This window comes from Ruegeria sp. CDSB022 (assembly GCF_059611145.1).
The window spans coordinates 75906-101979 of sequence record NZ_JBXWOZ010000005.1 but is presented as its reverse complement, the minus strand read 5'-3'; the positions used below and the strand labels follow the sequence as shown (position 1 = coordinate 101979).

28 protein-coding genes are annotated in these 26074 nt (G+C 58.1%); 19 read left to right on the top strand and 9 right to left on the bottom strand.

Features of this window, described 5'->3' with window-relative positions:
- The first annotated feature begins 4 nt into the window (after window positions 1-4).
- From AC2FIZ_RS11090 to AC2FIZ_RS11080, 3 genes are read left to right on the top strand one after another with little or no spacing between them, the layout of a single operon-like run.
- A complete protein-coding gene (locus tag AC2FIZ_RS11090) occupies window positions 5-1186 on the top strand; it encodes an aminotransferase class I/II-fold pyridoxal phosphate-dependent enzyme (protein ID WP_281973065.1) in 1182 nt (393 codons plus the stop codon).
- A gap of 14 nt (window positions 1187-1200) precedes the next feature.
- On the top strand, window positions 1201-4089 hold the full coding sequence (locus AC2FIZ_RS11085; protein ID WP_496791023.1) for a DNA translocase FtsK: 2889 nt from the start codon (window positions 1201-1203) through the stop codon (window positions 4087-4089).
- Window positions 4090-4128: 39 nt separating this feature from the next.
- Complete coding sequence (locus AC2FIZ_RS11080; protein WP_142637078.1) at window positions 4129-4725, top strand: LolA family protein; 597 nt, start codon at window positions 4129-4131, stop codon at window positions 4723-4725.
- Window positions 4726-4737: 12 nt separating this feature from the next.
- Here the strand turns inward: AC2FIZ_RS11080 and AC2FIZ_RS11075 are convergent, their stop codons facing one another.
- Window positions 4738-5319, bottom strand: a complete 582-nt coding sequence (locus AC2FIZ_RS11075; protein WP_142637077.1) for a transglycosylase SLT domain-containing protein — start codon at window positions 5317-5319, stop codon at window positions 4738-4740.
- 60 nt (window positions 5320-5379) lie between these two features.
- Window positions 5380-6261 (bottom strand): AEC family transporter, encoded by an 882-nt coding sequence (locus AC2FIZ_RS11070; protein WP_281973067.1) that lies wholly within the window; start codon window positions 6259-6261, stop codon window positions 5380-5382.
- 80 nt (window positions 6262-6341) lie between these two features.
- Between AC2FIZ_RS11070 and hspQ the strand changes: the two genes are divergently transcribed.
- On the top strand, window positions 6342-6668 hold the full coding sequence (hspQ, locus tag AC2FIZ_RS11065; RefSeq protein ID WP_142637073.1) for a heat shock protein HspQ: 327 nt from the start codon (window positions 6342-6344) through the stop codon (window positions 6666-6668).
- A gap of 34 nt (window positions 6669-6702) precedes the next feature.
- Here hspQ and AC2FIZ_RS11060 read toward each other — a convergent pair whose 3' ends face one another.
- The 3 genes from AC2FIZ_RS11060 to AC2FIZ_RS11050 form a co-directional block, all read right to left on the bottom strand.
- Window positions 6703-8280: a gamma-glutamyltransferase family protein gene (locus AC2FIZ_RS11060; protein WP_281973068.1), complete on the bottom strand. Its 1578-nt coding sequence runs from the start codon at window positions 8278-8280 to the stop codon at window positions 6703-6705.
- 212 nt (window positions 8281-8492) lie between these two features.
- Window positions 8493-8933, bottom strand: coding sequence for an ATP-binding protein (locus AC2FIZ_RS11055; protein WP_142637069.1), 441 nt, complete (start codon window positions 8931-8933; stop codon window positions 8493-8495).
- Window positions 8934-8965: 32 nt separating this feature from the next.
- Entirely contained in the window at window positions 8966-9304 is a 339-nt protein-coding gene (locus AC2FIZ_RS11050) for an STAS domain-containing protein (protein ID WP_142637067.1), read from the bottom strand.
- Between the two features lie 100 nt (window positions 9305-9404).
- Between AC2FIZ_RS11050 and AC2FIZ_RS11045 the strand changes: the two genes are divergently transcribed.
- The 3 genes from AC2FIZ_RS11045 to AC2FIZ_RS11035 all read left to right on the top strand — a co-directional run bounded on the left by AC2FIZ_RS11045 (window position 9405) and on the right by AC2FIZ_RS11035 (window position 11700).
- Window positions 9405-10577 (top strand): thiolase family protein, encoded by a 1173-nt coding sequence (locus tag AC2FIZ_RS11045; protein ID WP_281973069.1) that lies wholly within the window; start codon window positions 9405-9407, stop codon window positions 10575-10577.
- Window positions 10578-10650: 73 nt separating this feature from the next.
- On the top strand, window positions 10651-11118 hold the full coding sequence (locus AC2FIZ_RS11040; protein ID WP_281973070.1) for a GAF domain-containing protein: 468 nt from the start codon (window positions 10651-10653) through the stop codon (window positions 11116-11118).
- Window positions 11119-11175: 57 nt separating this feature from the next.
- On the top strand, window positions 11176-11700 hold the full coding sequence (locus AC2FIZ_RS11035) for a GNAT family N-acetyltransferase (RefSeq protein ID WP_281973071.1): 525 nt from the start codon (window positions 11176-11178) through the stop codon (window positions 11698-11700).
- A 39-nt stretch (window positions 11701-11739) separates the two neighbouring features.
- On the opposite strand, the gene AC2FIZ_RS11030 is transcribed toward AC2FIZ_RS11035, so the two are convergent.
- Window positions 11740-12009 carry a DUF1294 domain-containing protein gene (locus tag AC2FIZ_RS11030; protein ID WP_142637060.1) on the bottom strand — a complete coding sequence of 90 codons (270 nt, stop codon included), beginning with the start codon at window positions 12007-12009 and terminating at the stop codon, window positions 11740-11742.
- A 117-nt stretch (window positions 12010-12126) separates the two neighbouring features.
- On the opposite strand from AC2FIZ_RS11030, the gene AC2FIZ_RS11025 reads away from it, so the two are divergent.
- The 10 genes from AC2FIZ_RS11025 (at window position 12127) to rarD (ending at window position 23199) form a co-directional block, all read left to right on the top strand.
- Window positions 12127-12696, top strand: coding sequence for a helix-turn-helix domain-containing protein (locus AC2FIZ_RS11025; protein ID WP_281973073.1), 570 nt, complete (start codon window positions 12127-12129; stop codon window positions 12694-12696).
- The gene (locus tag AC2FIZ_RS11020) at window positions 12696-13319 is read left to right on the top strand and encodes a LysE family translocator (protein ID WP_281973074.1); all 624 of its coding nucleotides are present in this window, start codon (window positions 12696-12698) and stop codon (window positions 13317-13319) included. The genes AC2FIZ_RS11025 and AC2FIZ_RS11020 overlap by 1 nt, the downstream gene beginning before the upstream one ends.
- A 5-nt stretch (window positions 13320-13324) precedes the next feature.
- Complete coding sequence (locus AC2FIZ_RS11015; RefSeq protein WP_142637055.1) at window positions 13325-13705, top strand: GFA family protein; 381 nt, start codon at window positions 13325-13327, stop codon at window positions 13703-13705.
- A 15-nt stretch (window positions 13706-13720) separates the two neighbouring features.
- Complete coding sequence (locus AC2FIZ_RS11010; RefSeq protein WP_142637053.1) at window positions 13721-16171, top strand: GcvT family protein; 2451 nt, start codon at window positions 13721-13723, stop codon at window positions 16169-16171.
- Window positions 16172-16190: 19 nt separating this feature from the next.
- Complete coding sequence (locus AC2FIZ_RS11005; RefSeq protein ID WP_281973075.1) at window positions 16191-16667, top strand: cupin domain-containing protein; 477 nt, start codon at window positions 16191-16193, stop codon at window positions 16665-16667.
- A 2-nt stretch (window positions 16668-16669) separates the two neighbouring features.
- Window positions 16670-17722: an alcohol dehydrogenase family protein gene (locus AC2FIZ_RS11000; RefSeq protein WP_496729007.1), complete on the top strand. Its 1053-nt coding sequence runs from the start codon at window positions 16670-16672 to the stop codon at window positions 17720-17722.
- A gap of 12 nt (window positions 17723-17734) precedes the next feature.
- The gene (locus AC2FIZ_RS10995; protein ID WP_142637049.1) at window positions 17735-18625 is read left to right on the top strand and encodes a homocysteine S-methyltransferase family protein; all 891 of its coding nucleotides are present in this window, start codon (window positions 17735-17737) and stop codon (window positions 18623-18625) included.
- A gap of 11 nt (window positions 18626-18636) precedes the next feature.
- Complete coding sequence (locus AC2FIZ_RS10990; RefSeq protein WP_142637047.1) at window positions 18637-19611, top strand: GlxA family transcriptional regulator; 975 nt, start codon at window positions 18637-18639, stop codon at window positions 19609-19611.
- A gap of 89 nt (window positions 19612-19700) precedes the next feature.
- Window positions 19701-22154, top strand: coding sequence for a GcvT family protein (locus AC2FIZ_RS10985; RefSeq protein ID WP_496791021.1), 2454 nt, complete (start codon window positions 19701-19703; stop codon window positions 22152-22154).
- A 142-nt stretch (window positions 22155-22296) separates the two neighbouring features.
- Window positions 22297-23199 (top strand): EamA family transporter RarD, encoded by a 903-nt coding sequence (gene rarD / locus AC2FIZ_RS10980; RefSeq protein ID WP_496791019.1) that lies wholly within the window; start codon window positions 22297-22299, stop codon window positions 23197-23199.
- Here the strand turns inward: rarD and AC2FIZ_RS10975 are convergent.
- The gene (locus AC2FIZ_RS10975; protein ID WP_496791017.1) at window positions 23190-23906 is read right to left on the bottom strand and encodes an SGNH/GDSL hydrolase family protein; all 717 of its coding nucleotides are present in this window, start codon (window positions 23904-23906) and stop codon (window positions 23190-23192) included. The two genes, rarD and AC2FIZ_RS10975, sit on opposite strands and share 10 nt — an antisense overlap.
- The gene (locus AC2FIZ_RS10970; protein ID WP_142637264.1) at window positions 23903-24313 is read right to left on the bottom strand and encodes a nuclear transport factor 2 family protein; all 411 of its coding nucleotides are present in this window, start codon (window positions 24311-24313) and stop codon (window positions 23903-23905) included. Before AC2FIZ_RS10970 ends, AC2FIZ_RS10975 begins: the two co-directional genes overlap by 4 nt.
- A 60-nt stretch (window positions 24314-24373) precedes the next feature.
- Between AC2FIZ_RS10970 and AC2FIZ_RS10965 the strand changes: the two genes are divergently transcribed.
- On the top strand, window positions 24374-25057 hold the full coding sequence (locus AC2FIZ_RS10965) for an RluA family pseudouridine synthase (RefSeq protein WP_496786875.1): 684 nt from the start codon (window positions 24374-24376) through the stop codon (window positions 25055-25057).
- A gap of 2 nt (window positions 25058-25059) precedes the next feature.
- Here the strand turns inward: AC2FIZ_RS10965 and AC2FIZ_RS10960 are convergent, their stop codons facing one another.
- Window positions 25060-25245, bottom strand: a complete 186-nt coding sequence (locus AC2FIZ_RS10960) for a hypothetical protein (protein WP_496703340.1) — start codon at window positions 25243-25245, stop codon at window positions 25060-25062.
- A 103-nt stretch (window positions 25246-25348) separates the two neighbouring features.
- On the opposite strand from AC2FIZ_RS10960, the gene AC2FIZ_RS10955 reads away from it, so the two are divergent.
- Complete coding sequence (locus tag AC2FIZ_RS10955; protein ID WP_271949714.1) at window positions 25349-26041, top strand: helix-turn-helix transcriptional regulator; 693 nt, start codon at window positions 25349-25351, stop codon at window positions 26039-26041.
- Window positions 26042-26074 lie beyond the last annotated feature (33 nt).

Below are 26074 nucleotides of genomic sequence, written 5' to 3'. Positions count from 1 at the left end.
AGTTATGAATTTCCCCGAGCGGTTTTCGAACCTTCCGGAATACGCATTCCCGCGCCTGCGCACCCTGTTGGATCATCACCAACCGGGCGGTGAAGTGATTCACATGACCATTGGCGCGCCGATGCACGCTTTTCCGGCCTGGGTCAGCGACGTGATTGCGGAAAATGCTGCCGGTTTTCAGGGATATCCGCCGAATGAGGGTTCGGCCGAGCTGCGCGGCGCGATTACCGACTGGATTGCACGCCGCTATGGCGTAACGATGGACCCGGACACGCAGGTTATGGCCCTGAACGGGACGCGCGAAGGGCTGTATAACGCCGCAATGGCGCTGTGCCCCGAGCAGAAAAACGGGCAAAAGCCGGTTATTCTGTGCCCGAACCCGTTCTATCAGGTCTACATGGTTGCTTCGATTTCGGTCGGGGCCGAGCCGGTTTTTGTCCCTGCCACGGCCGCCACAGATCATCTGCCTGACTATGCCGGTTTGCCCGCGGATGTGCTGAACCGCACCGTCGCCGCCTATATCTGCTCCCCCGCCAACCCGCAGGGCGCAGTGGCCACGCGCGAATATTGGGCCGAGCTGATCCGGCTGGCCGAGACATATGATTTCCGCATCTTCGCCGATGAATGCTATTCCGAGATTTACCGCGACACAGCGCCAACGGGTGTTTTGACGGTCGCAAAGGAACTGGGCGCTGATCCCGAACGGGTCACGCTGTTCAACTCGCTGTCAAAGCGGTCGAATGTGGCCGGGCTGCGGTCAGGTCTGATTGCAGGCGGGCCGGAAACGATCAAGCGGGTCAAGCAGTTACGCAATTATGCGGGCGCGCCATTGCCGCTGCCATTGCAGGCCGCCGCCGCACGGCTGTGGGCCGATGAGGCGCATGTGGACGAGAATCGCGCGCTCTATCAGGAAAAATACGCCATCGCAGACGAGGTGTTTGCAGGTATCCAGGGCTACATGCCGCCCGAAGCCGGGTTCTTTCTGTGGCTGCCGGTTGAAAATGGCGAGGAAACCGCATTGAAACTGTGGCAGCAGACCGGAGTTCGGGTGCTGCCGGGCGCATATCTTTCTCAAGGTGATCCGGGGCAAAACCCGGGCGAGCAATTTATCCGGGTCGCGATGGTGGCCCCAAAAACAGAGATGCGGCAGGGGCTGATCACGCTCCGCGACTGCATCTATTCGTGAGGTACGAGGGCAAAATGGCATCATATAACGCGCGCAACCGCGATCCATTGCTGGACAGCACGACTCAGGCCGCCATCGAGAGGCGCAGCAAAGAGTTGATCGGCATTGCCCTGATCCTACTTGGGTCGGCTTCGGCGGCGATGATCTGGTCCTACACACCGGATGACCCGAACTGGATGGTGTCGACCGATGCACCAGTGCAGAACTGGATGGGGCGTGTTGGTGCCTCGATCGCGGCGCCATTGTTCATGATTGTCGGTTGGGGCAGTTGGAGCATCGCGTTGGTCTTGATCGGCTGGGGTGTGCGTTTTGCCGGGCATTTCGGTGAAGATCGTGCCGTCGCCCGCCTGATATTTGCACCGATCTGGATCGCCATTGTCTCGGTCTATGCGGCGACATTAGTGCCGGGTGAGGCTTGGCGCGTAACGCATAGTTTTGGTCTGGGTGGATTGTTTGGGGATACGGTCATGGGTGCCTTCCTGACCTTGTTGCCCATATCCTCGCATTTTATTGTCAAGCTGATGTCTCTGGCGATGGCTATTGGGATGCTGACGCTGGGCGTGTTTGTTCTTGGTTTCACCAAGGATGACGTGCGCAAGGGGTTCCGCGCCTTCCTGCTGGGGCTGGTCATGTCCTATGACATATTGATGAATCTGCTGGGCCGTGGGGCTGCCGCAACAGCGGAGGCTGCGCGCGAACGTCGTGCCCAATGGGACGAACGCAAGACGGCCCGCGCCGAAGGGGCCGTGTTCGACGACGAGATTGCGTTTGCGGACCCTGTTTTCGACGAGCCACTTCTGGAAGCGCCCGAACCGGTAAAGACCGGCCTTCTGTCGCGCATTCCTGATCTGATCCGCCGCCCGGACCCCATGCCCGAACCCGAGTTGATCGACCGTGAACCTGTCGCGGGTTATGAGGAAATGCCGGGTGAGGACCGTATCCGTTCAAAGATTTCTGCCGCCGTGCGCAATCGTAAGGTTGCAGTCGGAGAGATGGCTCCTGAGCCCGATCCCGACCTGCCGCTGACCAAAGGGCGGGGCCGTGGACCCGACCCGTTGATCCTGAACGCAGGGCCGGCGGACGATCTGCCGCCCGAGCCGCCAGTGACATCAACCGGGCTGCCGCCCGAACCGATGCTGTCAGCGAAGCCTGAAACAGAATGGCAGGAACCGTTGCATCAGGATTTTGCGCCCGAGCCGGATTTCGATGACGAGGCCGTTTTCGAGGATGACGTCGATGAGATGCCGCAAGCCCGCCCGGCGATGAAAATCCCCGTGGCCGAGCCGCGCAAGCCGGTGGTTGCTCAACCCGTGCGCCGCACCCCGCCACCCTCGCGCCGGGCCCAGGCCGAGGCCCAGCCCGCGTTGTCGTTCGAAGAAAAGCACTCCGATTTCGAACTGCCTCCGCTGGGCCTGCTGTCCAACCCCTCCAGCATTCAGCGCCATCACCTGAGCGATGAGGCCCTGGAAGAGAATGCGCGGATGTTGGAAAATGTGCTGGATGACTATGGCGTCAAAGGTGAGATCGTCAGCGTCCGCCCCGGTCCGGTTGTCACCATGTACGAACTTGAGCCGGCTCCGGGTTTGAAAGCCAGCCGTGTTATTGGTCTGTCGGATGACATTGCCCGCTCGATGTCGGCCCTCTCGGCGCGGGTTTCGACCCTGCCGGGCCGCTCGGTCATCGGGATCGAACTGCCCAATGAAAACCGTGAAATGGTGGTACTGCGCGAAATCCTTTCGAGCCGTGACTTCGGAGACGGCAATCAGGCGCTGCCTTTGGCGCTGGGCAAGGATATTGGTGGTGAATCCGTTGTGGCCAATCTGGCCAAGATGCCCCACCTGCTGATCGCGGGGACCACCGGTTCCGGTAAATCGGTGGCGATCAACACGATGATCCTGTCGTTGCTGTATAAGCTGACGCCGGATGAATGCCGCCTGATCATGATCGACCCCAAGATGCTGGAATTGTCGGTCTATGACGGCATCCCGCATCTGCTTTCTCCGGTCGTGACAGACCCGAAGAAGGCGGTTGTCGCCTTGAAATGGGTCGTGGGAGAGATGGAGGATCGCTATCGCAAGATGTCCAAGATGGGCGTGCGTAACATCGCGGGCTATAATGGCCGGGTGAAAGACGCGCTGTCCAAGGGCGAAATGTTCAGCCGCACGGTCCAGACCGGTTTTGACGACGAAACGGGTGAACCGATGTTCGAGACCGAGGAATTCGCACCCGAGTCGATGCCCTATATCGTTGTTATTGTCGACGAGATGGCCGACCTGATGATGGTCGCGGGCAAAGAGATCGAGGCCTGCATCCAACGTCTGGCGCAGATGGCGCGCGCCTCGGGTATCCACCTGATCATGGCCACGCAGCGCCCCTCGGTCGATGTGATTACCGGCACGATCAAGGCGAACTTTCCGACCCGGATTTCCTTCCAGGTGACGTCAAAGATCGATAGCCGCACCATTCTTGGTGAAATGGGCGCCGAACAACTGCTGGGGCAGGGTGACATGCTGTATATGGCGGGTGGTGCGAAGATCACACGTTGCCACGGTCCGTTTGTCTCGGATGAAGAGGTCGAGGAAATCGTCAACCATCTGAAGCAATTCGGCCCGCCGGATTATATGAGCGGTGTGGTCGATGGACCGACCGAGGAAAAGGCTGATAATATCGACGCTGTTCTGGGTTTGAACACCGGGGGCAACACCAATGGCGAAGACGCCCTTTACGATCAGGCCGTGGCGATTGTGATCAAGGATCGCAAATGCTCGACCTCGTATATCCAGCGGAAACTTGCCATTGGCTATAACAAAGCTGCGCGTCTGGTTGAGCAGATGGAGGACGAAGGCATTGTTTCATCGGCAAATCACGTCGGAAAACGCGAAATCCTGGTGCCAGAGCAATAGGATATTTAATAACAAGGGCAGAGTGCTTATCTGGGTCTTATGAAACAGATTGCTTTTGCCCTTGCACTGACACTGGCCACACCCGCCGCCTGGGCTGCGGACAAGTTGCCGCTGTCGCAGATATCGAATTACCTGAATGGTCTGAAAACTGTCGAGACGACATTTACACAGGTCAATGATGATGGCTCACTGAGCACAGGAAAGCTGTGGATCGCGCGACCTGGAAAGATGCGGTTCGAATATGACCCGCCAGACAGCGCCGTTGTGTTGGCACGCGCTGGCACCGTTCAGATTTTCGATCCGAAATCCAATCAACCGCCCGAGCAGTATCCGTTAAAGCGAACACCTCTGTCTCTGGTTCTGGCACGGAATGTCGATCTGGGTCAGGCTAATATGGTGGTTGGGCATGACTTTGACGGAACGGCCACTGTCGTGACAGCACAGGACCCGAAAAACCCTGACTCCGGTCGAATTGAGCTGATGTTCACTGGCGATCCGGTTGAGCTGCGAAAATGGGTGATCCACGATAATGCAGGCGGACAGACAACGGTTCTGCTGGGACAGCTTGATACCGAAAAAAATCTAAGCAGTAGCTTGTTTTCGAACAAGAACAGAAGCGGGTCAGGCAATCGCTGACCCGCTGTTTGTTCAGTAACGACAGCCTGACAGTTGCGCCTGGTACATCCGGGCGCGCGCATCCACATCATTGGCCACGTTCAGCAACCACGTCTTGCTGTAATGGCTGCCGCGGGCATAACCGGTATGGCCTTCATGATAGGCCAGATACTGATTGCGCGTGTCGCTTGGCTGGATGCCATTCCGCTCATAGCTTTTGTTCATGTACCAGCCGATGAAATCCGAAGCGTCGCGGATACGGTCCCGCTTGGCCCGGCGTTTGCCGGTTTCGCGCTGATACTCATCCCATGTCCCGTCCAGCGCCTGGCTGAAGCCATAGGCGCTGCTCTGGCGGCCCATCGGGATCACACCCAGAACATATTGATGCGGTGTGCGCGCATCGTGTTTATAGCGGCTTTCCTGATAGATCGTCGCCATCTGAACGTGAACGGGGATGCCCCATTTCCGTTCGGTGCTTTTGAACGCCTTGATGTATTCCGGCCGTTCACGTGCAATGCTGCATGCATCATTCAGCTTGCTGGGCGGTTGTTTGGAACCACCCCCGCAGGATGCCAAAAGCAGCACCCCGAAGAGTACGATAAGAATTCTGCTCATGTGCCTCGTGCCTTTTTTCTTCATTCTAGCGCAGATTGAGCGATTAGGAAATCACAATCGCTACAGAACAATAGCTAGAATTATAGGCAAAGCGCCGACGGACATCAGGGTTGAGACCATAACCAGCCCCGCAACCGCGTCAGAATCCGCCTCGAACCGTTCGGCCAGCAGGTATGAGGTTACTGCAACCGGCGTACACATCTGCACCACCAGAACGCCGAACGCGACTTTATCCAGATCAAACCCTTTTGCGATTGCCCATGCCAGGGCAAAACACACGACCAGTTTCAACGCCGATAGCCAGACCGCTTGCCCTAGCTTTCTGGTGGTCAGCCGCGCAATCGCAACACCAAGCGTGATCAGCATCATCGGAATCGCCATCTGTCCCAGCAGGTCCAGCGTATTGGTCACGAAGACAGGTGTTTGCCAGCCCTGCCACAGAAACAGCGCCCCCAGCAGAGTAGCCCAAACCATGGGTTCACGTGCTACCTTGCCGAAAGCGCCTTTTCCCGCCACCAGGTAGATCCCGTAAGTAAAGGAAAACAGGGCGGTAACGGCCAGAAATATCACCGCGAAACCCAAGCCTGCCTGCCCAAATGCGAAAATGGCCAGAGGCAGGCCCAGATTCCCCGTGTTGCCGAATATCAGCGGCGCCAGATAGGTGCGCCTTTCCAGCTTGCTGGCCCGGACAAATACGCCAAATGCGACCGCCAGCCCGACATGGCCTATGATGGCGGCCAAAGTGAACCGGGTCAGCTCTCCGGGCGGGATCTGGGTTTGCATCAGGGCCACGAAAATCAGGCTGGGCACGGCGAGCGTCACCGCAAGGCGGGTCACAAATTGCAGCCTGTATTCAAAGCCAAGTTTGACCCAGGCAAACCCGATCCCCGCCAAGAGGAAGACCGGGGCCACGATTTCGAGTACTGTCAGTAAGAGGTTCACAGACTGTTTCCCATTATTTTAGATCAATGATTGGCATTCCTATGAGGAAACGGGTAGTAAGACCTTTGGGGGCAAACGTGATGCTAAAGACACAAGCAAAGTACCGGCTGGGCCAAGTCGTCCGCCACAAAAAACATCCCTTCCGAGGGGTGATTTTTGACGTGGACCCAGAGTTTTCAAATACCGAAGAATGGTATCAGGCCATTCCCGAAGACAGCAGGCCGATCAAGGATCAGCCGTTTTATCATCTGTTGGCGGAAAATGACCAATCCTTCTATGTTGCTTATGTTTCTGAACAAAATCTGATTGCCGACCAGTCCGGAGAACCGGTCGAGCATCCGGATATCCCCGATATGTTTGGTCCGTTTGAAAACGGCGCATATCCGTTGCATTTCCATTTGAACTAAAAATGGAAGCGCGGGTGAAACCGGGCCCATACTGTCAATAACCAAGCGCGCACCCATCTTTTCGCGGATCGCTTGCGCCTTGCAAAACGCCGCTCTTCTGGATTCGGATCGCTTGAGCCCCGCCAAGAGGTGTTTCCGAAATCAGAACTTTGTGGCCGATTTCAGATAATTGTTGCGCGACCTTCCGCGAAATTCCGCGTTCCAGTTTCAAGACAGGTCCGTCTGCAAAGGCCCGCGGTGCGTCTATGGCCTGCTGCAGCGCAAACTCATCGTCAGTTAGCAGCGAGACCAGCTTTGCATGTCCTGTGGGCTGAAAGGCACCACCCATCACGCCGAAGGGCATCAGGATTTTGCCTTTCTGTTTCAACATGCCGGGAATGATCGTGTGCATCGGGCGTTTGCCGCCGCCAAACTCGTTCGGATGGCCTGATTGCAACGTAAATCCAGACCCGCGGTTTTGCAGCAGAATGCCGAATTTCTCAGAGGCGATACCCGATCCAAAGCTATGAAAGATCGAATAGATCAGCGATACCGCCATCCTGTCCCTGTCGACCACCGTGATATAAACCGTGTCCTTGTGAATGGCTTCGGTCAGTGGGGCAGCAGCGGGCATGGCATGGTTTGGATTGATAAGCTCTGCCAGTCGATCGGCTGTTGTCTGGTCCCAAAACCTGTCTGCGTGTGTCGTATGATCCGGATCGGCGATGAACCTGTTGCGGGCATCGTAGGCGAGTTTTGAGGCTTCGGCCTCGATATGCAGACGCTCTGCGGATAGCGGATCCATGGATCCGAGGTCAAAGTTCTTGAGGATATTCAGCAGCAAAAGGGCGGTTGCACCTTGGCCATTGGGCGGATGTTCCAGCAGGTCCAAGCCACGATAGTGCCCTGCGACCGGAACTGTAGGTGTGGCAGCGGTCGCGTCCAGATCTTCTGCTGTGTGTACCCCGCCCATGGCCGTCAGGGTCGAGATAATATCTTCGGCGACCTCGCCCGCGTAAAACGCCTTTCGTCCGTATTTGGCGATTCTGCGCAGCACTTCTGCCTGCCCGGCGGACCGGAACATGTCTCCGGTCTTTGGAACGTCTCCTTTCAGCAGATAGTGGTTCCTGGCTGCCCCTTGCAACGTGTTAGCACCCGGGCCCCAATCAAAAGCCACACGTGGGGCGACCGGCACGCCCTGGTCTGCATAGCGGATGGCGGGTTGCAGGATGGCGCCCAGCCCTAGTTTGCCCTCGGTTTCGGCCAGCTGGCAGAACGCCTCGACCGCGCCGGGAATGGTGACCGCATCCGGTGTATTGAGCGGAACTGCAGTCAGTCCCTTATCGCGCAAGCTGCCAGCGTTGGCTGCTGCCGGTGCCCGGCCAGAGCCGTTGAGGGCCCGAACCTCATCTTCTCCGGCGCGGTTGTACAGAACAAAGCAATCTCCGCCCAGGCCGGTCATTTGTGGTTCGCAAAATCCCAAAAGCACTGCCCCGGCGATGGCTGCGTCCATCGCGTTGCCACCTTGCTGTAGAATGCCAAGGGCCGCTTGGGCTGCCAGCGGGTGAGATGTGGCGCACATCCCTTCGGTCGAAAAAACTTCGGATCTGCCTGGTGCCTGAAAATCCCGCATTGCGCTGCCTTCCCGTGTGATCGCGCAGAAGGTATCGCGCGTCCGGGTATTGTCCAGTCAAATCAAAGGGGAAGTTCCTCGGCATCGTTCACTGGGTGGGGGCTGTGACATACGATGCCGAGGGAAGCTATCTGAGCTACAGTTAAGACTTTGATCTTTGTTTGCGGCGCTACAATGGTTCGAAAAGGGCCTTATTGTGACGTTTTATGGCCCTAATCCGCGTCGAGAAAACTGAATCGCAGTGACAACCGGTTGCAGCCTTCGCTACGGTCATAGCGGATTTCACTGGTCAGTTGGTGGATCAGAAACCATCCAAATCCCCCCTCGGGCAGGTCTTCACGTCTTTCCCCCAGAGGTGCAGGTGCACCTTCTGGTACGCGAAAGCCGGGAAGGGGATTGCCGGTATCCGAGATGAGGATTTCCAACCAGCTCTGATGCAGGCGGCAGTGTACCTTGACGCTGGCGGGCGTGGTTCCGGCATAGGCGTGTTCAACGACATTGTTAATGGCTTCGGCCAGGGCAATTCTGACATCAGCCGCTTTGTGTGCAGGCAGCCCTTTAGACGACAGTGCCTGGCTCAACTTGGCAATGCCAGAGCTTGCCTCGACCTCGGTCGCAGCGAAGCTCAAATCGAAACTGATGCCGTTACACATTAGCCTTACGCCTGTTCAGTTTCTCCTTGTGTTCAATCCGGCGCACCGGACAGTGCGTCATCCATCGTTGGGTAAAGCTTGAACACCGTGTCCATGCGCGTAAGACGGAACACCTTTTCCACAAAGGGCTGAAGACCTGCCAGATCCAGGCGCCGTTCAGCCCCGAGTTGTTTCATGGCGGCGACAATGGCACCCAAACCACTGGAGTCGATGAATTCGACACCGCTGAGATCCAGAACCACACGCACAGCCCCACCTTCGGTTTCCGTGCGCATGTTTTCTTTGAACTGAATGGCCATTGCGGCATCAATCCGGTTGGATTGTACAGTAATTATTTGAATATTGTTGGTCGTAGTACTGGACAGGCCCATACGTGACGGTCCTTTAACTGAAATCGCTCGTAGAAATACGCTAGACGGGAATTCTTACCATTCGGTATCCATTGAATGACAAGAATTTAGGAGCGCCCAGATGAAGCAAGTTGTAATCGCCGGAGCAGCACGTACCCCGATGGGTGGATTTCAAGGAATGTTCGATGGTGTTTCTGCCGCCGATCTGGGTGGAGCCGCGATCCGGGCCGCGCTGCAGGGTGCCGGTGCTGAAACGGTTGACGAAGTGCTGATGGGCTGCGTTCTGCCAGCCGGTCAGGGTCAGGCCCCTGCACGTCAGGCTGGGTTTGCAGCCGGTTTGGGCCAAGAGGTCCCGGCCACGACGCTCAACAAGATGTGCGGATCAGGGATGAAGGCTGCGATGATGGCCTTCGATCAGATCGCATTGGGCCATGCCAACACAATGATCGCGGGCGGGATGGAGAGTATGACGAACGCGCCCTACCTGTTGCCCAAAATGCGTGAGGGTGCGCGCTTGGGGCACGCTCAGGTCGTCGACCACATGTTTCTGGACGGGCTAGAGGACGCCTACGACAAAGGTCGTCTGATGGGCACTTTCGCCGAAGACTGTGCCGAGGCGTTCCAGTTCACCCGCGAAGCGCAGGACGAATACGCCCTGCAGTCCCTATCCAACGCGCTGGCCGCGCAGGACAGCGGCGCGTTCGACGGTGAAATCACTCCGGTAACCGTCCGTACAAGGAAAGGCGAGGTCACGCAGTCCGCGGACGAGCAGCCGAAAACCGCCCGCCCGGAAAAGATACCTTCGCTGAAACCGGCTTTTCGCAAGGGTGGAACGGTGACGGCGGCCAACGCGTCGTCGATCTCTGATGGGGCGGCAGCTCTGGTTCTGGCGTCAGCTGAAGCCGCCGAAGCGCAAGGCCTCTCGGTTCGGGCGCGCATTCTGGGTCATTCCAGCCATGCGCAGGCTCCGGGATTGTTCACGACTGCGCCAGTTCCCGCTGCGCAAAAGCTTTTGGCCAAAATCGGCTGGTCCAATGATGATGTGGATCTGTGGGAGGTAAACGAAGCCTTTGCCGTGGTGCCGATGGCATTCATGCATGAGATGGGTCTGACCCGTGACAAGGTAAATGTGAATGGTGGTGCATGCGCCCTGGGTCATCCTATTGGCGCTTCGGGAGCGCGTATCATGGTCACCCTGCTGAACGCGTTGGAAAAGCGGGATCTGAAACGCGGCGTGGCGGCGATCTGCATCGGTGGTGGAGAGGGCACTGCAATCGCGATTGAGCGTGTTTGACGCGGGGCCGATTCCACCATAGGTCCGGTGCTGTAGAACCTGTTTACAAGATCACTGACCGGACCCGCCCCCCATGACCGTTGACTACGATACGCTGACCAAGACAATCGTCGCCCTAACCGCAGGCGAGACAGATCAAGTTGCTCTGATGGCGACAATCGCCTGTGAAGTTCATCACGCCGATGATCGGTTTGACTGGACGGGGTTCTATCGCGTAACAGATCCGGGCATTTTGAAAATCGGCCCCTATCAGGGTGGTCACGGGTGTCTGGTTATTCCCTTCGGGCGCGGTGTCTGTGGTGCCGCGGCGCGGACCGGAAAGGTACAGTTGGTGGCGGATGTGCATGCGTTTCCAGGTCACATCGCCTGCGCCTTGTCTACGCAGTCCGAACTGGTGCTTCCGGTGCGCAATGCCTCGGGCGAGGTCATCGCGGTTTTTGACATCGACAGTGACCAGCCGGATGCGTTCACGGATGAGGACGCAGAAAAGCTGTCTGCCATATTGTCAAAGGCGTTCTCGGGCGAGTTAAGAGGGGCCTGACGCAAAATCGGCCCGTCTGTTAGACTGGAATGGACACTAATTGCGACTGGCCAAGGCATGATCCCGGACCAATTCACCACAGAGCGGCTTGGCGTGTGCCACTGGCAAGTGGAAGTCTCTGAAGCTGGTCGCCTTTCAGCGTTGACGGCCGAGTTGGCAACCGTCCTGACACCAGCGGTTCTTGAGCCCCTGCCGCCTTCGATGCAGGTCGAAGAAACGCCCAGCGGGATGACCGACTGGATCGCGGCACGCAAGACCGAAAGCGATGTTCTTCTTGTTCGGCTAAGGCAAAATAATCAGCTGATCGGACTGCTGATACTGGCCTCAGAACCCGAAGATCAGGCCGCACCAGCCATTCACCTTGGATATCTGTTTGCCGAACGAGCCTGGGGCTGTGGCTATGCAACCGAACTTGTGTCCGGCTTTATCGCGGCCTGCGGCACGAGCCGCGCCATTCGGTTTTTGGCCGGGGTCGAGCACAGCAATCCCGCCTCTGCCCGTGTGCTACAGAAATCGGGGTTCACGCGATCCTCAGCTCACTCCACCGACGATACCGATATGTATGTCTGCGACATTTCCTAGATCCCATCGGGATCTTACGTGGCTTGCGGATCAAGCCAACTACAGAATGTCTGTGATTAGGAAATATGCCAGCCCGACCTGAGTCGCAAAGATCGCAAACAGCGACAGGGAAAACCGGCCTTTTCGGGACTTGTGATTGAAAATCCAACGCCCGACCAGCGCACCGGGACTGCCGCCCAGTGCCGCCAGCCACAATAGCCTGCGTTCCGGAACCCGGCTTTTTCTGCGTCTGGCGCGCAGCTTGTCCCAACCAAAGGCCAGCAAAGTCAGGCCGTTGATGACCCACAGGTATATAACCGCAATCCACATAGCTGACGGATAGCTAAATGCGTCGATTTTCCCAAGTGAAAAAATGCTTGGAATTTTCACCGATTCGCGGCATCGTGAAAAACACGAGGAAAATTTCACCAGATATCGGAGAGTTCGGTGAACAGCCAAGCCCCCCACAGTGCAACGCTCGGAGCCGACATTCGCGCATTGCGTAAGGCGCGTGGGTTGACGCTGACCGAGATCGCAGAGCGGTTGAACCGGTCGGTCGGATGGCTCAGCCAGGTTGAACGCGACAAGTCCGAACCGTCAATTTCAGACCTGCGTCAGATCGCGGAATGTCTGGGTGTGCCGATGTCCATGCTGTTCGCCCATTCTGCCGCCCCCGCCAATGAACAAGGCTATGTCGTGCGCGCCGGGTCGCGCCGCCCGATGGGGTCGGGCGAAGAAGGTCTGATCGAGGAACTGCTGTCACCCGATCTGACTGACGATTTTGAGATGGTGCATTCCACCTTTAAGCCGCATTCCAAGATGCAGAACCCGGCGGACCGCCCCACGCAAGAGGTTGGCTATGTGATTTCCGGTCAGTTGAATCTGACCATCGGCGCGCAAAGCTTTTCGGTTGGGCCCGGTGACAGTTTTCGGATCAAGAACGAACCCTATATTTGGGCGAACCCTCATGATGAGCCTGCTGTGGTCATCTGGGTCATCGCACCTCCGGTGTACTGATGAGTTTCGAGGCCTGGACCATATTCGCGCTGTTCTGGGTGGTGTTTGTAACCACACCGGGGCCTAACGCGGTGAACTGTATCTCGAACGGGATGAGCCTGCCCTTCGCAAAAGCGATGCTGGGTGTCTTGGCGATCCTGACCCAAGCCAGCGCCTTTTTGGTTTTGTCGGCGCTTGGGGTGACGGCCTTGATCGCGGCCTCACCCACCGGATTCTTCATCGCCAAGCTGGTGGGCGCAGGGTTTCTGATCTGGCTGGGTGTCCGAGGCTGGAAGGCTGCAGCAAATCCCGCCCCTATTTCCGAACGCCCTGCACGGCATGTCTATCTGCACGCGCTGGCCGTCGCGACAATCAACCCCAAAAGCGTCGCGGGTTATCTTGCTGCATTCTCGCAATTCGTACAGCCGGATGTGCCGATCTGGGAGCAAATGTTGGTCATCATGCCAACGGCGCTGATCATCACAACGCTCAGCTACATCGGGTTCACTCTTCTAGGTGCGCTTATGGGGCGGGCCGCGCTGGGGGCCGTGTTCAACATCTGGGTGCGCCGGGTCATGGCCACCTGTTTCATCATTTATGGCGTGTTGCTGGGCACCACCAGCGCGCCAGCAGCAAGGGGATAAGCGAAATGCATACAGGTTCCTGTCTGTGCGGCTCGGTTGCGTTCAAGATCGAAGGCGATCTTCCTGCCGCCTCGGCCTGCCATTGCGGTCAATGCCGCAAACAGTCGGGTCATGTCTGGGCCTCGACCTCGGCCCATCAAGACGACATCACCTTCACCGCCAGCGATACGCTGAGCTGGTTTCGTGCTTCCGACATCGCCCGACGGGGATTTTGCAACGCCTGCGGCTCTTACCTGTTCTGGCAGCATAAGGACGAAGATCGGATTGCCATTGCTATGGGGGCGCTGGATGCACCCACCGGACTGACCCTCGCCCGCCATATATTTGTGGCTGACAAAGGCGATTACTACGACATCACGGACGATCTGCCTCAAGAGGCACAGTAACAGGGACTGAAAGACATGAGTGATTTTCCGACAAAAGCCCGCGTGGTTATTATCGGTGGTGGAGTGGTGGGGACATCGTCCCTGTATCATCTGGCCAAAAAGGGCTGGACCGATTGTGTTCTGCTGGAGAAAAACGAGCTGACCGCCGGGTCGACCTGGCATGCAGCTGGCAACGTGCCGACCTTTTCGACCTCTTGGGCGATCATGAACATGCAGCGCTATTCGACCGAGCTTTATGCGCGGCTGGGTGAAGAGGTCGACTATCCGATGAACTATCACCAGTCCGGCTCAATCCGGTTGGCCCATTCGAAAGAGCGGGTGCAGGAGTTCGAGCGGGCAATGGCGATGGGCCGTTATCAGGGCATCGAGATGGAGATGTGGACACCCGAACAGGCCAAAGAGCATTACCCGTTCCTGGAAACTCATGACCTTGAGGGTGTTCTGTTCGACCCGACCGATGGCGACATCGACCCGGCGCAGTTGACCCAGGCACTGGCCAAGGGTGCGCGCGACATGGGGGCGAAGATCCTGCGTTTCTGCCCGGCCACGGGTGTGACCCAGAAGGAAGACAAGACCTGGATCGTGCATACTGACAAGGGCGATATCGAAGCGGACCACGTGGTCAATGCCGCCGGGTATTACGCCCAGCGTGTGGGTGAATGGTTCAAGCCCTTCGGCGGTCGCACCGTTCCGGCCATGGTGATGAGCCACCAGTACCTGCTGACCGACGAAGTGCCCGAGATCGAGGAATGGTCCAAGGCCAATGGCGGTAAAAAGCTGCCGCTTCTGCGCGACGTGGATATCTCCTATTACCTTCGGCAGGAGAAGAACGGATTCAACCTCGGCCCCTATGAGCCCAACTGCAAGGGCCACTGGATGACCGAGGATGATCCGATGCCCGAGGATTTCAGTTTCCAGCTATGGAATGATGATCTGGACCGGATCGAAGACATCGTCACCGACGCGATGGAGCGGGTGCCGCTGATGGGGACCTCGGGCGTGGGCCGGGTGATCAACGGACCCATCCCCTACGCGCCGGACGGGCTGCCGCTGGTTGGCCCGATGCCGGGCGTGACCAACGCGTTTGAGGCGCATACCTTTACCTTCGGCATCGCGCAGGGCGGTGGTGCCGGCAAGGTGCTGGCCGAATGGATCGTCGATGGCGCAACTGAGTGGGATATGTGGGCCGTCGATCCGCGCCGTTACACCGATTACACCGATCAGGATTACTGCAACCAGAAGGGGCTTGAGGTCTATGGCAACGAATACGCCATGCATTTCCCGCACCATGAATGGCCCGCCGCGCGCGACAAAAAGCTGTCGCCTGTCCACACCAAGGTCAAGGAATTGGGCGGCGTGATGGGGCCCTATAACGGCTGGGAACGCGCCAACTGGTTTGCGCAACCGGGCGACGATACCTCTGAAGAAGCGACTCATACCTGGGGCCGTTCGGGGCCATGGGAGAAGCGGATCAAGGAAGAGTGTGAGGCTGTCCGTGATCATTGCGGCGTATTGGACTTGCCCGGATTTTCGCGTTTCATCGTAAAAGGTGAGGGTGCCGCCGAGGCGCTGCGGTCGCTGGTTACCGGCGGTTTGCCCAAGGTGGGTCGCATCAACCTGGTCTATATCTCAGATGGTCGCGGCCGGATCCTGACCGAAATGTCCTGTATCCGCCTCGGCGATGACGAGTTCGTCATGATCACGGCCGCTACAGCGCAATGGCATGACCGCGATATCCTGACCGAGGCAATGCCCACTGGCGTCACCGTCGAGGATGTCACCACCACTCGTGACACGCTGATCGTGACAGGTCCAAAATCGCGCGACATTCTGGCGGGGCTGAGCGATGCGGACCTGTCCAGTGGCTGGCTGACCCATCAATCGGCCACGGTTGCAGGTCAGCCCGCATTCCTGATCCGCGTCTCGTTTGCAGGAGAACTTGGCTGGGAGGTTCACGCGCTGAACGACCATATGCCCGCGATCTATGGCGCGATCCTTGACGCTGGTGCCAAACCGTTCGGGATGTACGCCCTGAACTCTCTGCGCATCGAAAAGGGTTATCGGGCTTGGAAAGGCGATCTGTCCACTGATTACTCTCTGTTGGAAGGCGGGTTGGAACGGTTCGTCAAACTTGACAAACCGCAGGACTTCCCCGGCAAGGCCGCGATCCTGAACGAAAAGCAGCAGGGCGTGAAAAAGGCGTTTGCCACTATGTTGGTCGAGGCAGGTGACGCGGATGCACCCTACATGTCCTGTATCTGGCACAACGGCGAGATCGTTGGCGAAACCACCTCGGGCGCTTGGGGGTATCGCGTTGGCCAATCCATTGCGCTGGGCATGATCCGTCCCGAATTGGCGGTGGCAGGTACCGAGCTTGAAATCGAAATCTTCGGTGAAAAGCGGCGCGCCGTGGTACAGGACGATAAACCGCTCTGGGATCCAGAAAACGAGCGGCTGCGCGCCTGATCGCCCGAAGGAGACCTGCATGAGCACGCGTTATTCAAAACTGGGGCCCGGAGAGGGCCTCAATTATGACTGGGAAAATGACCACACATTTGTGAAGGTTTCGACCCGGGATACTGATGGCGCCTATACGCTCATGGAAGACAATCTGAAGGCCAGCTTTGCGCTTGGCCTTCATCGCCATGAAACCCATGCCGAAAGCTTCTATTTTCTGGAAGGCGAAGTGGACTTCTACGTTGATGGCGACTGGCATCGCTGTGGGCCGGGCAGCACGATGCATGTGCCGCCCGGTATGCCGCATGCCTGCCGCGTTGCTGGTAAAGCACCTGCCAAGATGCTGATGATTTTCCAGCCTGCCGGTTTTGACGGCTTCCTTGCTGAGCTGGCCAAGATGACCGAGGCGGACTTCGCCGATGAGGTGAAAATGGCCGAATTGAACGCGCGGTATGACATTGTCCCGATGGGCTCTGTGCCGCCTCATCCCGATGACGAGGTCTGATCATGACACTGCCTAAAACGATGTCCGGTGTATTCCTGACCTGTCACGGCGGGCCCGAGGCGCTGGAATGGCGTGACGATATACCCGTCCCAACCCCTGCGCCGGGGCAGGTTCTGGTCCGTGTGGCCGCAGCCGGGGTGAACAACACCGATATCAACACCCGTATCGGCTGGTATTCCTCGGACGTGACCGGCGCCACAGATGCCGTGGATCAAGAGGTCGAAGCCGGAGGCTGGGGCGGCGCGTTGAACTTCCCGCGCATTCAGGGCGGCGACCTTTGCGGCATCGTCGAAATCGCAGGGCCCGAGACTGGGTTCACTTCAGGCCAGCGCGTGACCTGTCCGATCAACCTGCCACGTCCGCGACCGGGCAACCCGACAGGCTTCATCGTGCTTGGGTCCGAGATTGACGGCGCCTTTGCGCAATATTGTCTGGTGCAGGCCGATGACCTTTACGATGTCAGCGCCTCACCCCTGTCCGATATTGAAATTGCCGCTATCCCCTGCGCCTTCGGAACTGCCGAGGCTTTGCTGACCCGATCCGCTGTGACTGCCGGGCAAAAGGTGCTGATCACCGGGGCGTCGGGCGGTGTGGGCCTTGCCGCCGTGCAACTGGCGGCGCTGCGCGGTGCCTCGGTTTGGGGCGTGACCGGTGCGGCCAAGGCCGAAGCGGTGAAAAGCCAGGGCGCGACCGCCACGTTCAACCGGGATGCGTCGCTGCCCACCGACATGTTCGACGTGGTCATTGACGTGGTGGGCGGACCTGCATGGGCTGACCTGATCCTGGCGCTGAAACCGGGCGGTCACTATGCCGTTGCGGGTGCGATTGCTGGCCCGATTGTTCAAGCCGATCTGCGGGATATCTATCTGCGCGACATTACCATTCACGGCAGCACCCATCAGCCGTTCGAAGTCTTCGGTCGCCTGGTCGAACTGATGAATGCGGGGCGGATCAAGCCCCTGATTTCAAAAACCTATCCGCTGAAAGACATTGCGACGGCGCAAGAGGACTTTCAGTCAAAAACGTTTCCGGGAAAACTGGTTCTGGTTCCCTGAGGAGGTTCATTGATGGCAGATATAACCCTTCTGGATGGGTCTATCGGACAGGAACTGGTCAAACGCAGCGGTGATGCGCCGACGCCTTTGTGGTCGACCCGGGTGATGATGGACCATCCCGAGTTGGTCGGGGATGTGCATGCGGATTATTTCTCACGCGGTGCGACTGTGGCCACGACAAATACCTATGCTGTTCACCGGTCGCGTCTGGACCGTGTCGGCTTGGGTGATCAGCTGCCAGATCTGATCGAGGCGGCCCTGTCGCAGGCCGAGCGTGCGCGCCCGGCGGGTAGGCGCATCGCTGGGGCTTTGGGTCCGCTTCTCGCCTCTTACCGGCCGGACCTGAATCCAGAGGTCGAAGAGGCGGCAGAGAAATTCACCGAACTGGTGGCGATGATGGCAGATCGCGTTGACCTGTTCCTGATCGAAACCGTGTCGTCGGTGCAAGAGGCCGAAGGCGCGTTGCGTGGAACGGAACAGGCAGACAAGCCGGTCTGGCTGGCGCTGTCCGTGATGGATGATGATGGGACGCGGCTTCGGTCGGGTGAGCCATTGTCGGGAATAGCATCTTTGGTTGATCGCTTTACGCCTGAGGCCGTGCTGATCAACTGCTCGCGCCCCGAGGCGGTGCCCGCTGCGCTGAATATTATCGCCACCTTCGGGCGTCCGTTTGGGGCATATGCCAATGGCTTCACCGGGATTACCCAGGAATTTCTACAAGACGCCCCAACCGTCGATGCGCTGCAACAGCGCCACGACCTTGGGCCGGATGAATATGCTGATCAGGCGATGGGGTGGGTGGCGCAGGGTGCAACTATCATCGGCGGATGCTGCGAAGTCGGTCCCGATCACATTCAGCGACTGGCAGATCGGCTGTGCGCTGCTGGCCACAGCATCGTCTGAAGGGGGTAAAGATGCGGCAACGACCAGATAGCTTGACCGACAAGGCGCAGATACATTTCGATGTTCTGGTCGCGCCGGGCTATGTGCTGTTGGAGCTTGCCGCATTGATTGAGGTTCTGAGGCTGGCCAACCGCGTCTGCCCCAACCCGCCCTTCAGCTTTACCTATCGGTCTCTGAAAGGTGGGCCCATTGCCAGCAGCAGCGATGCGACGGTCCAAACTGAACCCGTATCAACCCATCCCAAGGCGGATTATCTGTTTGTGATCGGAAATTCCGACCCTGACCACCCCGATCTGTCTATCGGACGGGTTGTATCGGACTATACGTTCCGAGGCGCTCAGGTCTTTTTGCTGGCCGAAGCTGCCAGCCGCTATATTGACGAATTTGGCACCGCAGACATGGCGACCCATTGGGAAAACGCCTCTTTCCTGAGTGAACGCGGGGCCCGGTTCGAGGCGAAGCTGTCGATAGCCACAGAACAGGGCCAGGTCGTGACCTGCGCAGGGATGGAGGCGACAACCGATGTTGCTTTGTCCGTGATCGGACGCCACATCTCGGGGCCTGCCAAGATGACGGTGGCCAATATCATGCTGCACGAAAATATCCGCGACTTTTCATCGATGCAGCCTTTCTCGGGGGCGCAACTGACAGCTACTGGGGACGCCAAGCTGGATCAATGTATCAAGCTGATGCAGGCCAATATCGAAGACCCCTTACCCATCCAGCAGATTGTCGAGGCATTAAATCTTTCGAACCGATCGCTTGAGCGAAAATTCAAAGCTTTCTTTGGCACCAGTCCAAACGGTTTCTATCGCGAGATGCGGCTGGCGAAGGCTAACAACCTGCTGCTGAACACCACGATGAGCGTTCGGGAAATCGGTCTGGCCTGCGGCTTTCCGAACGGTTTCTCCTCGGTTTACAAAAGCTTTTTCGGGGTCACGCCCTTTGTTCTGAGGCGCGAAAGACGGGCTGCGTCACATAGGTGAAAATCGCCTATAACATGACGCTTTTGGTGCATTTATTGCCGATCTTCCATGGCAACGTGCCCAAAACCTGATTCAGCGGAGACCTCAGGATGGTTGATCTTCCAAACAAAGCCCGAGTTGTCATCATCGGCGGCGGCGTCATCGGATGCTCGGTTGCCTATCATCTGACCAAGAAAGGTTGGAGCGATGTTGTGCTGCTTGAACGCAAGCAGTTGACCAGCGGCACCACATGGCATGCGGCGGGTCTGATCGCTCAGCTGCGGGCCTCGTCCAACATGACCAAACTGGCGAAATACACGCAGGAGCTTTACGGCGCGCTGGAAGAGGAAACCGGTGTGTCCACCGGGCTTAGGCGCTGTGGATCGATCACCGTGGCGCTGACTGAGGAACGCCGTGAAGAGATCTATCGCCTGGCTGCCATGGCACGTGCCTTTGGCGTTGAGGTCGAAGAGATTTCCAATGAGCGCGTCAAGGAAATGTATCCGCATCTGAATGTCGAAGACGTCAAGGGCGCGGTCTATCTTCCGCTGGACGGGCAGGGTGACCCGGCCAATATCGCGCTGGCCCTGGCCAAGGGCGCACGGCAACGCGGTGCCATTACCAAGGAACGGGTGAAGGTCACCGACATCACCAAACAGGGTCGCACTGTGACCGGTGTGGACTGGGTTGCCGATGACGGCAGCGCTTCGGGTCATATTGAATGCGACATGGTGGTGAACTGTGCCGGCATGTGGGGGCATGAGGTCGGCCGGATGGCCGGTGTGAACGTCCCGCTGCACGCCTGCGAACATTTCTACATCGTCACCGAAGGCATTGACGGACTTTCGCAACTGCCGGTTCTGCGAGTGCCGGATGAATGCGCCTATTACAAGGAAGATGCCGGTAAAATCCTGCTGGGCGCGTTTGAGCCTAATGCCAAACCTTGGGCGATGAAGGGCATCCCAGACAGTTTCGAATTCGATCAGCTGCCCGAAGATTTTGATCATTTTGAGCCCATTCTAGAAGCGGCTTGTAACCGGATGCCGATGCTGGCCGAAGCTGGGATTCATACATTCTTCAATGGACCAGAGAGCTTTACCCCCGACGATGCCTATCACCTCGGTCTCGCGCCCGAGATGGACAATGTCTGGGTCGCGGCGGGCTTCAACTCGATCGGCATTCAATCTGCGGGCGGTGCGGGCATGGCGCTGGCGGAATGGATGGATAGCGGCGAGAAACCGTTTGATCTGGGCGATGTGGATATCAGCCGGATGCAGCCGTTTCAGGGCAATAAACAATATCTGTTTGAGCGTTCGAAAGAGACGCTGGGCCTGCTTTATGCCGACCACTACCCCTATCGCCAGAAAGCCACTGCGCGCGGTGTTCGGCGCACCCCGTTCCATCACCATCTGAAAGAGCAGGGCGCGGTCTTTGGTGAACTGGCGGGCTGGGAGCGTGCAAACTGGTACGCAAATCCGGGGCAGGAGCGCGAATACCAGTACAGTTGGAAACGTCAGAATTGGTTCGAGAACTCAGCTGCTGAACACCGCGCGGTGCGCGAGAATGTGGGCATGTACGACATGTCTTCTTTTGGCAAGATTCGCGTTGAAGGGCCGGATGCCGAGGCGTTCATGAACTATATCGGGGGCGGCGATTATTCGGTGCCGAACGGCAAGATCGTCTATACCCAGTTCCTAAACCGCACCGGCGGGATCGAGGCGGATGTGACGGTGACCCGTCTGACCGAGACCGCCTATCTGGTCGTGACCCCGGCGGCGACGCGGCTGGCGGATCAGACCTGGATGATGCGCCATGTGGGTAGCTTCAACGTGGTCATAACCGATGTCACCGCTGGCGAAGGCGTTTTGGCCGTGATGGGCCCCAATGCGCGCGCTTTGCTGGAAAAGGTCTCGCCGGCGGATTTCTCGAACGCGACCAACCCCTTTGGCACCGCACAAGAGATCGAGATCGGCATGGGCCTGGCCCGCGCTCATCGGGTGACCTATGTGGGCGAGCTGGGATGGGAGATCTACATGTCCGCCGATATGGCGGGCCATGTGTTCGAAACGCTGCATGAGGCCGGTCAGGACATGGACCTGAAACTCTGTGGCATGCACATGATGGACAGTTGCCGGATCGAAAAGGGCTTTCGCCATTTTGGTCATGACATCACGTGCGAGGACAACGTCGTGGATGCCGGGCTTGGTTTTGCGATCAAGGTCGACAAAGGCTGTGACTTTATCGGGCGCGAAGCAGTGATTGCCCGCAAGGAAAGCGGGCCCAAAAACCGTCTGGTTCAGTTCCGCCTGACCGACCCGGAACCGCTGTTGTTCCATAATGAACCGATCGTGCGGGACGGGGAATATGTCGGTTATCTCAGCTCGGGCAATTATGGTCATACTTTGGGTGGCGCTATCGGTATGGGCTATGTGCCCTGCGAGGGTGAGAAGGCGGCGGATGTTCTGGGGTCAACCTATGAAATCGACGTGTGCGGCGTGAAGGTAATGGCCGAGGCATCGTTGAAACCGATGTACGATCCGAAATCCGAACGCGTCAAAGTGTAATCAAATTGTCGGAGCGCTGCGGCGCTCCGGCTTTGTTCTGGTCTCACATATCAAATATCCTGATGGGTTGCTTCACAGTTTTCGCGGTTCCCAAGTATGTCCGGGTTGCCGTAAAGACGACCGGTATTCCCGGAGATCCGCAATGGCTGACGCAACACCCACACAAAATGCCGATACGCCAAAAGGACTTGTTCTGGCGGTAACGGCCTATGTTTTGTGGGGTTTTTTGCCGTTATACATGAAGGCGATGGCCCATATCGCGCCGGTTGAGGTTGTGGCGCATCGTATCATCTGGTCGGTGCCTTTGGCCGGGCTATTGCTGATCGCACTGGGCCGGACGCGGGATTTGAAGTCAGCTCTGCGCGATCCCAAGATGCTGGGTATGGCCTGCCTGACAGCTGCTTTGATATCGGTGAACTGGGCGATCTATGTCTGGGCCATAGCCAGTGGGCATGCGCTGGACGCAGCGCTGGGCTATTACATAAATCCGCTGTTCAGTATCGCGCTGGGCGCGGTGCTGCTGCGCGAACCTTTGAACCGGACGCAGCTGATTGCTGTTGGGTTGGCCGCAGCCGGGGTGTTGGTTCTTGTTGTAGAGGCCGGAAGCCTGCCTTGGGCGGCGCTGGGGCTTATGTTCAGCTGGGGGTTCTACGCCTTCTTCAAACGCTCACTCCCCATCGGGCCAAATCAGGGGTTCTTGCTGGAAGTGCTGATCCTGCTGATCCCCGCATTGGTTTATGTGACTTGGCTGGGGGTCAACGGGACGGGGCATTTCGGGCTGGTCGCAACCGACACCATGCTGCTGGCCGGGGCCGGGGTAGTGACCGCCGTGCCGCTGTTGATCTATGCCAATGGCGCCAAGCTGGTGCGCCTGTCGACGATGGGCATCCTGCAATATATCGCGCCGACCATGATTTTTGTGACTGCCATCGCGGTTTTTGGAGAGCAGATTGACCGCGGCCGCATGATTGCGTTTCCGCTGATCTGGGCCGCACTTGTGGTCTACTCGATCCCGATGATCCGGCAGATACGGGCTCAGGCCTGACGCAACAATTCGGCGGCCTTTTGCGCCCAGATCGCATAGGCTTTGGGGCTGGGATGATAGCCGTCCGGTGCGGCCAACGCCGGGTCATCGGGTAAATCAATGGACAGATGGCGGATTTGCGGGAAGCCGGTCGCAATCTGTTGCAGGCCTTGGTCCAGGCGGGCTGCCTGACGCCCCAGCACCCAGGCAAGCGGTTGCGGCAAGGCGGGAAACCGACCCATCTGGGGAACGGCCGTTACAATGACACGCCGGGCTCCAAGCTGGTCGGTGATCAGGTGCATCAGACGGGATTGGTGTTCGACAAACCGCTTTTTAGTGACGCCACGGGTGACGTCATTGACGCCAAGCGCCGTAATGACGGCATCAAATTGATCTGTCAGACCCTCAAGGCGTTTCAGTGTATCCAGCGTTGTATGCCCTGTCGTAGCCTCGAGCCGCCATTCGACACTGTGGCTTTTTGCTAGTTGTGCGACCAACTGCCCGGACAAAGCCTGCGCCTGGGTGCCAGCGCCAACACCTGCTGCCGAGCTGTCGCCTGCGATTAGCAACCGCAAACGCGGGCCGCGCCCTTCACGGCCTTCGCGCGGCCCGGTCGGTTCGGGCAGGAACCGCGCCTTTCGTCGAACTGAAATCCCCTGTGCCGCCAATAGTGGCAACAGCGGTAATCTCAGAAACTGATCAGCTCCGATCCGGGCAGGCTTGGTCAACCCAAAGCGTCCTTGAAATTGATAAAGCGAGGGTCTTTTGCCACGCGTGCCATCATCTCGGTGCGCAGGGCTGCAATGGTTTTAAGTGGGCGCATGACCACTTCGAACTTTTCGATCAAGCCTTCATCATTCAGCCGGATCAAGTCCACACCAACCGCATCCAGATCACCAACCTTGCACTGAAATTCCAGCGCCCAGTCTTTGCCTTCACCCATGATCCGACGATAGCTGAAGTCCGAGAATACCTGCCCAACATGCCCCAGCAGAGCCGCCACGGGTTCGCGCCCGGCCCAGGTGCTGTAGTAGGTCGGCGGCAGAAAACGCACGTCTTCGGCCAGAAACTCGTGAATCAGACTTTCATCGCCTTTTGTGATGACATCTTTTAGTTGTTCGATTGTCGGGTGCATGGTTTCTCCTCCGAGTTGTCGCATGATTTGCTGAACTATTCAGTTCAGGCAAGCACGACGTTGCGGGAGGTTGTCGCTTGCGATAGGCAGACCCGCATGAGCGAGACCTACGATCCCCCGAAAACACCGCTGGATGTGCTGCACGAAGATGCGCATCTGATTGTGGTGAACAAGCCCTCGGGGCTTTTGTCCGTACCGGGTCGCGGAGAGCATCTGGCCGATTGTCTGTTGACCCGTGTGCAGGCGGCGTTCCCGCAAGCCCTGCTTGTGCACAGGTTGGACCGCGACACTTCGGGCGTGATGGTTTTTGCCCAAACCCCTCATGCGCAGCGCAATCTGAGCATGCAGTTCGAACAGCGTCAAACTCGCAAGACTTATATTGCCCGCGTCTGGGGCATGGTAGAGTCAAAGTCCGGAACTGTTGATCTGCCGTTGATTGTAGACTGGCCCAACCGGCCGCTCCAAATGGTCTGCCATGAGACCGGCAAACCTGCGGTGACGGATTGGCGCGTGGTCAAACATGAAGGCAACACTACCCGCATACGCCTGTTCCCGAAAACCGGGCGCTCGCACCAGCTGCGGGTTCACATGCTGGCGCTGGGCCATCCGATTTTGGGTGATCCGTTCTATGCAAAAGGTGAGGCGCGGGCCTTCCCGCGCCTGATGTTGCATTCCGAGGAATTGCGGCTGAAGAACCCCGATGGCGGGGCGTCGATGAAGTTTCGCGCCAAGGCCGGGTTCTAGGCTCAGGCGGGATTGGTCCAAAGCAGTTTGAGATTGCCCAGTGAAAATCGTCTGACCCGTTTCCTAGGAGCGCAGGGCTGTCGGCTGGCCATGATCTCGCGTTCGATTTCAAAGGCGCGCAGGGTATGGTCCTGGGACCAGCGTCCCAGTTGCAGTGTCATCATTACGTGATTGTCGAGGCTGGGCATCAGTAATCTCCTGTGAATTGTTGAACCAGCATCCCGCATCACTCCTGACAGCGCGTTGTCAGGGGGGTGTGCTAAGGTGTCAGCAGAGAAACCGGAGTTTGCCATGCGCCGTTCGTCCCGCCTGTTTGAAATCATCCAGATTCTGCGTGCCGCCGACGCTCCGGTTACCGCTGAGATGCTGGCGCAAAAGCTCGAAGTCTCGGTGCGCACGGTGTATCGCGACATCGCGGCACTGCAGGCCCAACGCACACCGATCGAGGGCGAAGCCGGCGTCGGGTATCTGATGCGGCGGGGCTATGACTTGCCACCACTGAACTTCGACGCTGAAGAGGTCGAGGCGCTTTGGGTCGGTCTGTCAATGCTGGCACGGACCGGCGACAGTACCCTGCAAGAGGCCGCCAAACGCATTTGCCGGAAAATAGAAGGCCTGCGCGCAAGTCCCGACTGGTTGCAGGTCGCGCCTTGGGGGGCTCCGGTTGATGATCCGGCCAAGGGCTGTATCCCGGTCGTGAATTACCGCGAAGCCATCCGGGACGAGCGCAAGCTTCGCCTCACATATGTCAGCTCGCAAGACGTTCGCTCCGAACGGGTTGTCCGTCCGGTTGCCCTGATCTATCACATCGAGTGCACGATGCTGGTTGCGTGGTGCGAATTGCGCAACGGTTTTCGCCATTTTCGGACCGATCGCGTCTGGGCCTGCGAAATGGTTGACGATCATTTCTGCGGCCAAGGGCAGCCGCTGCGGGAGATCTGGCAGGAGCAGAACCAATGGGGTTCCCCTGCCGAGGCCCATTGAACGGCGGGTATTCGCCGATATCACCTGATTGTT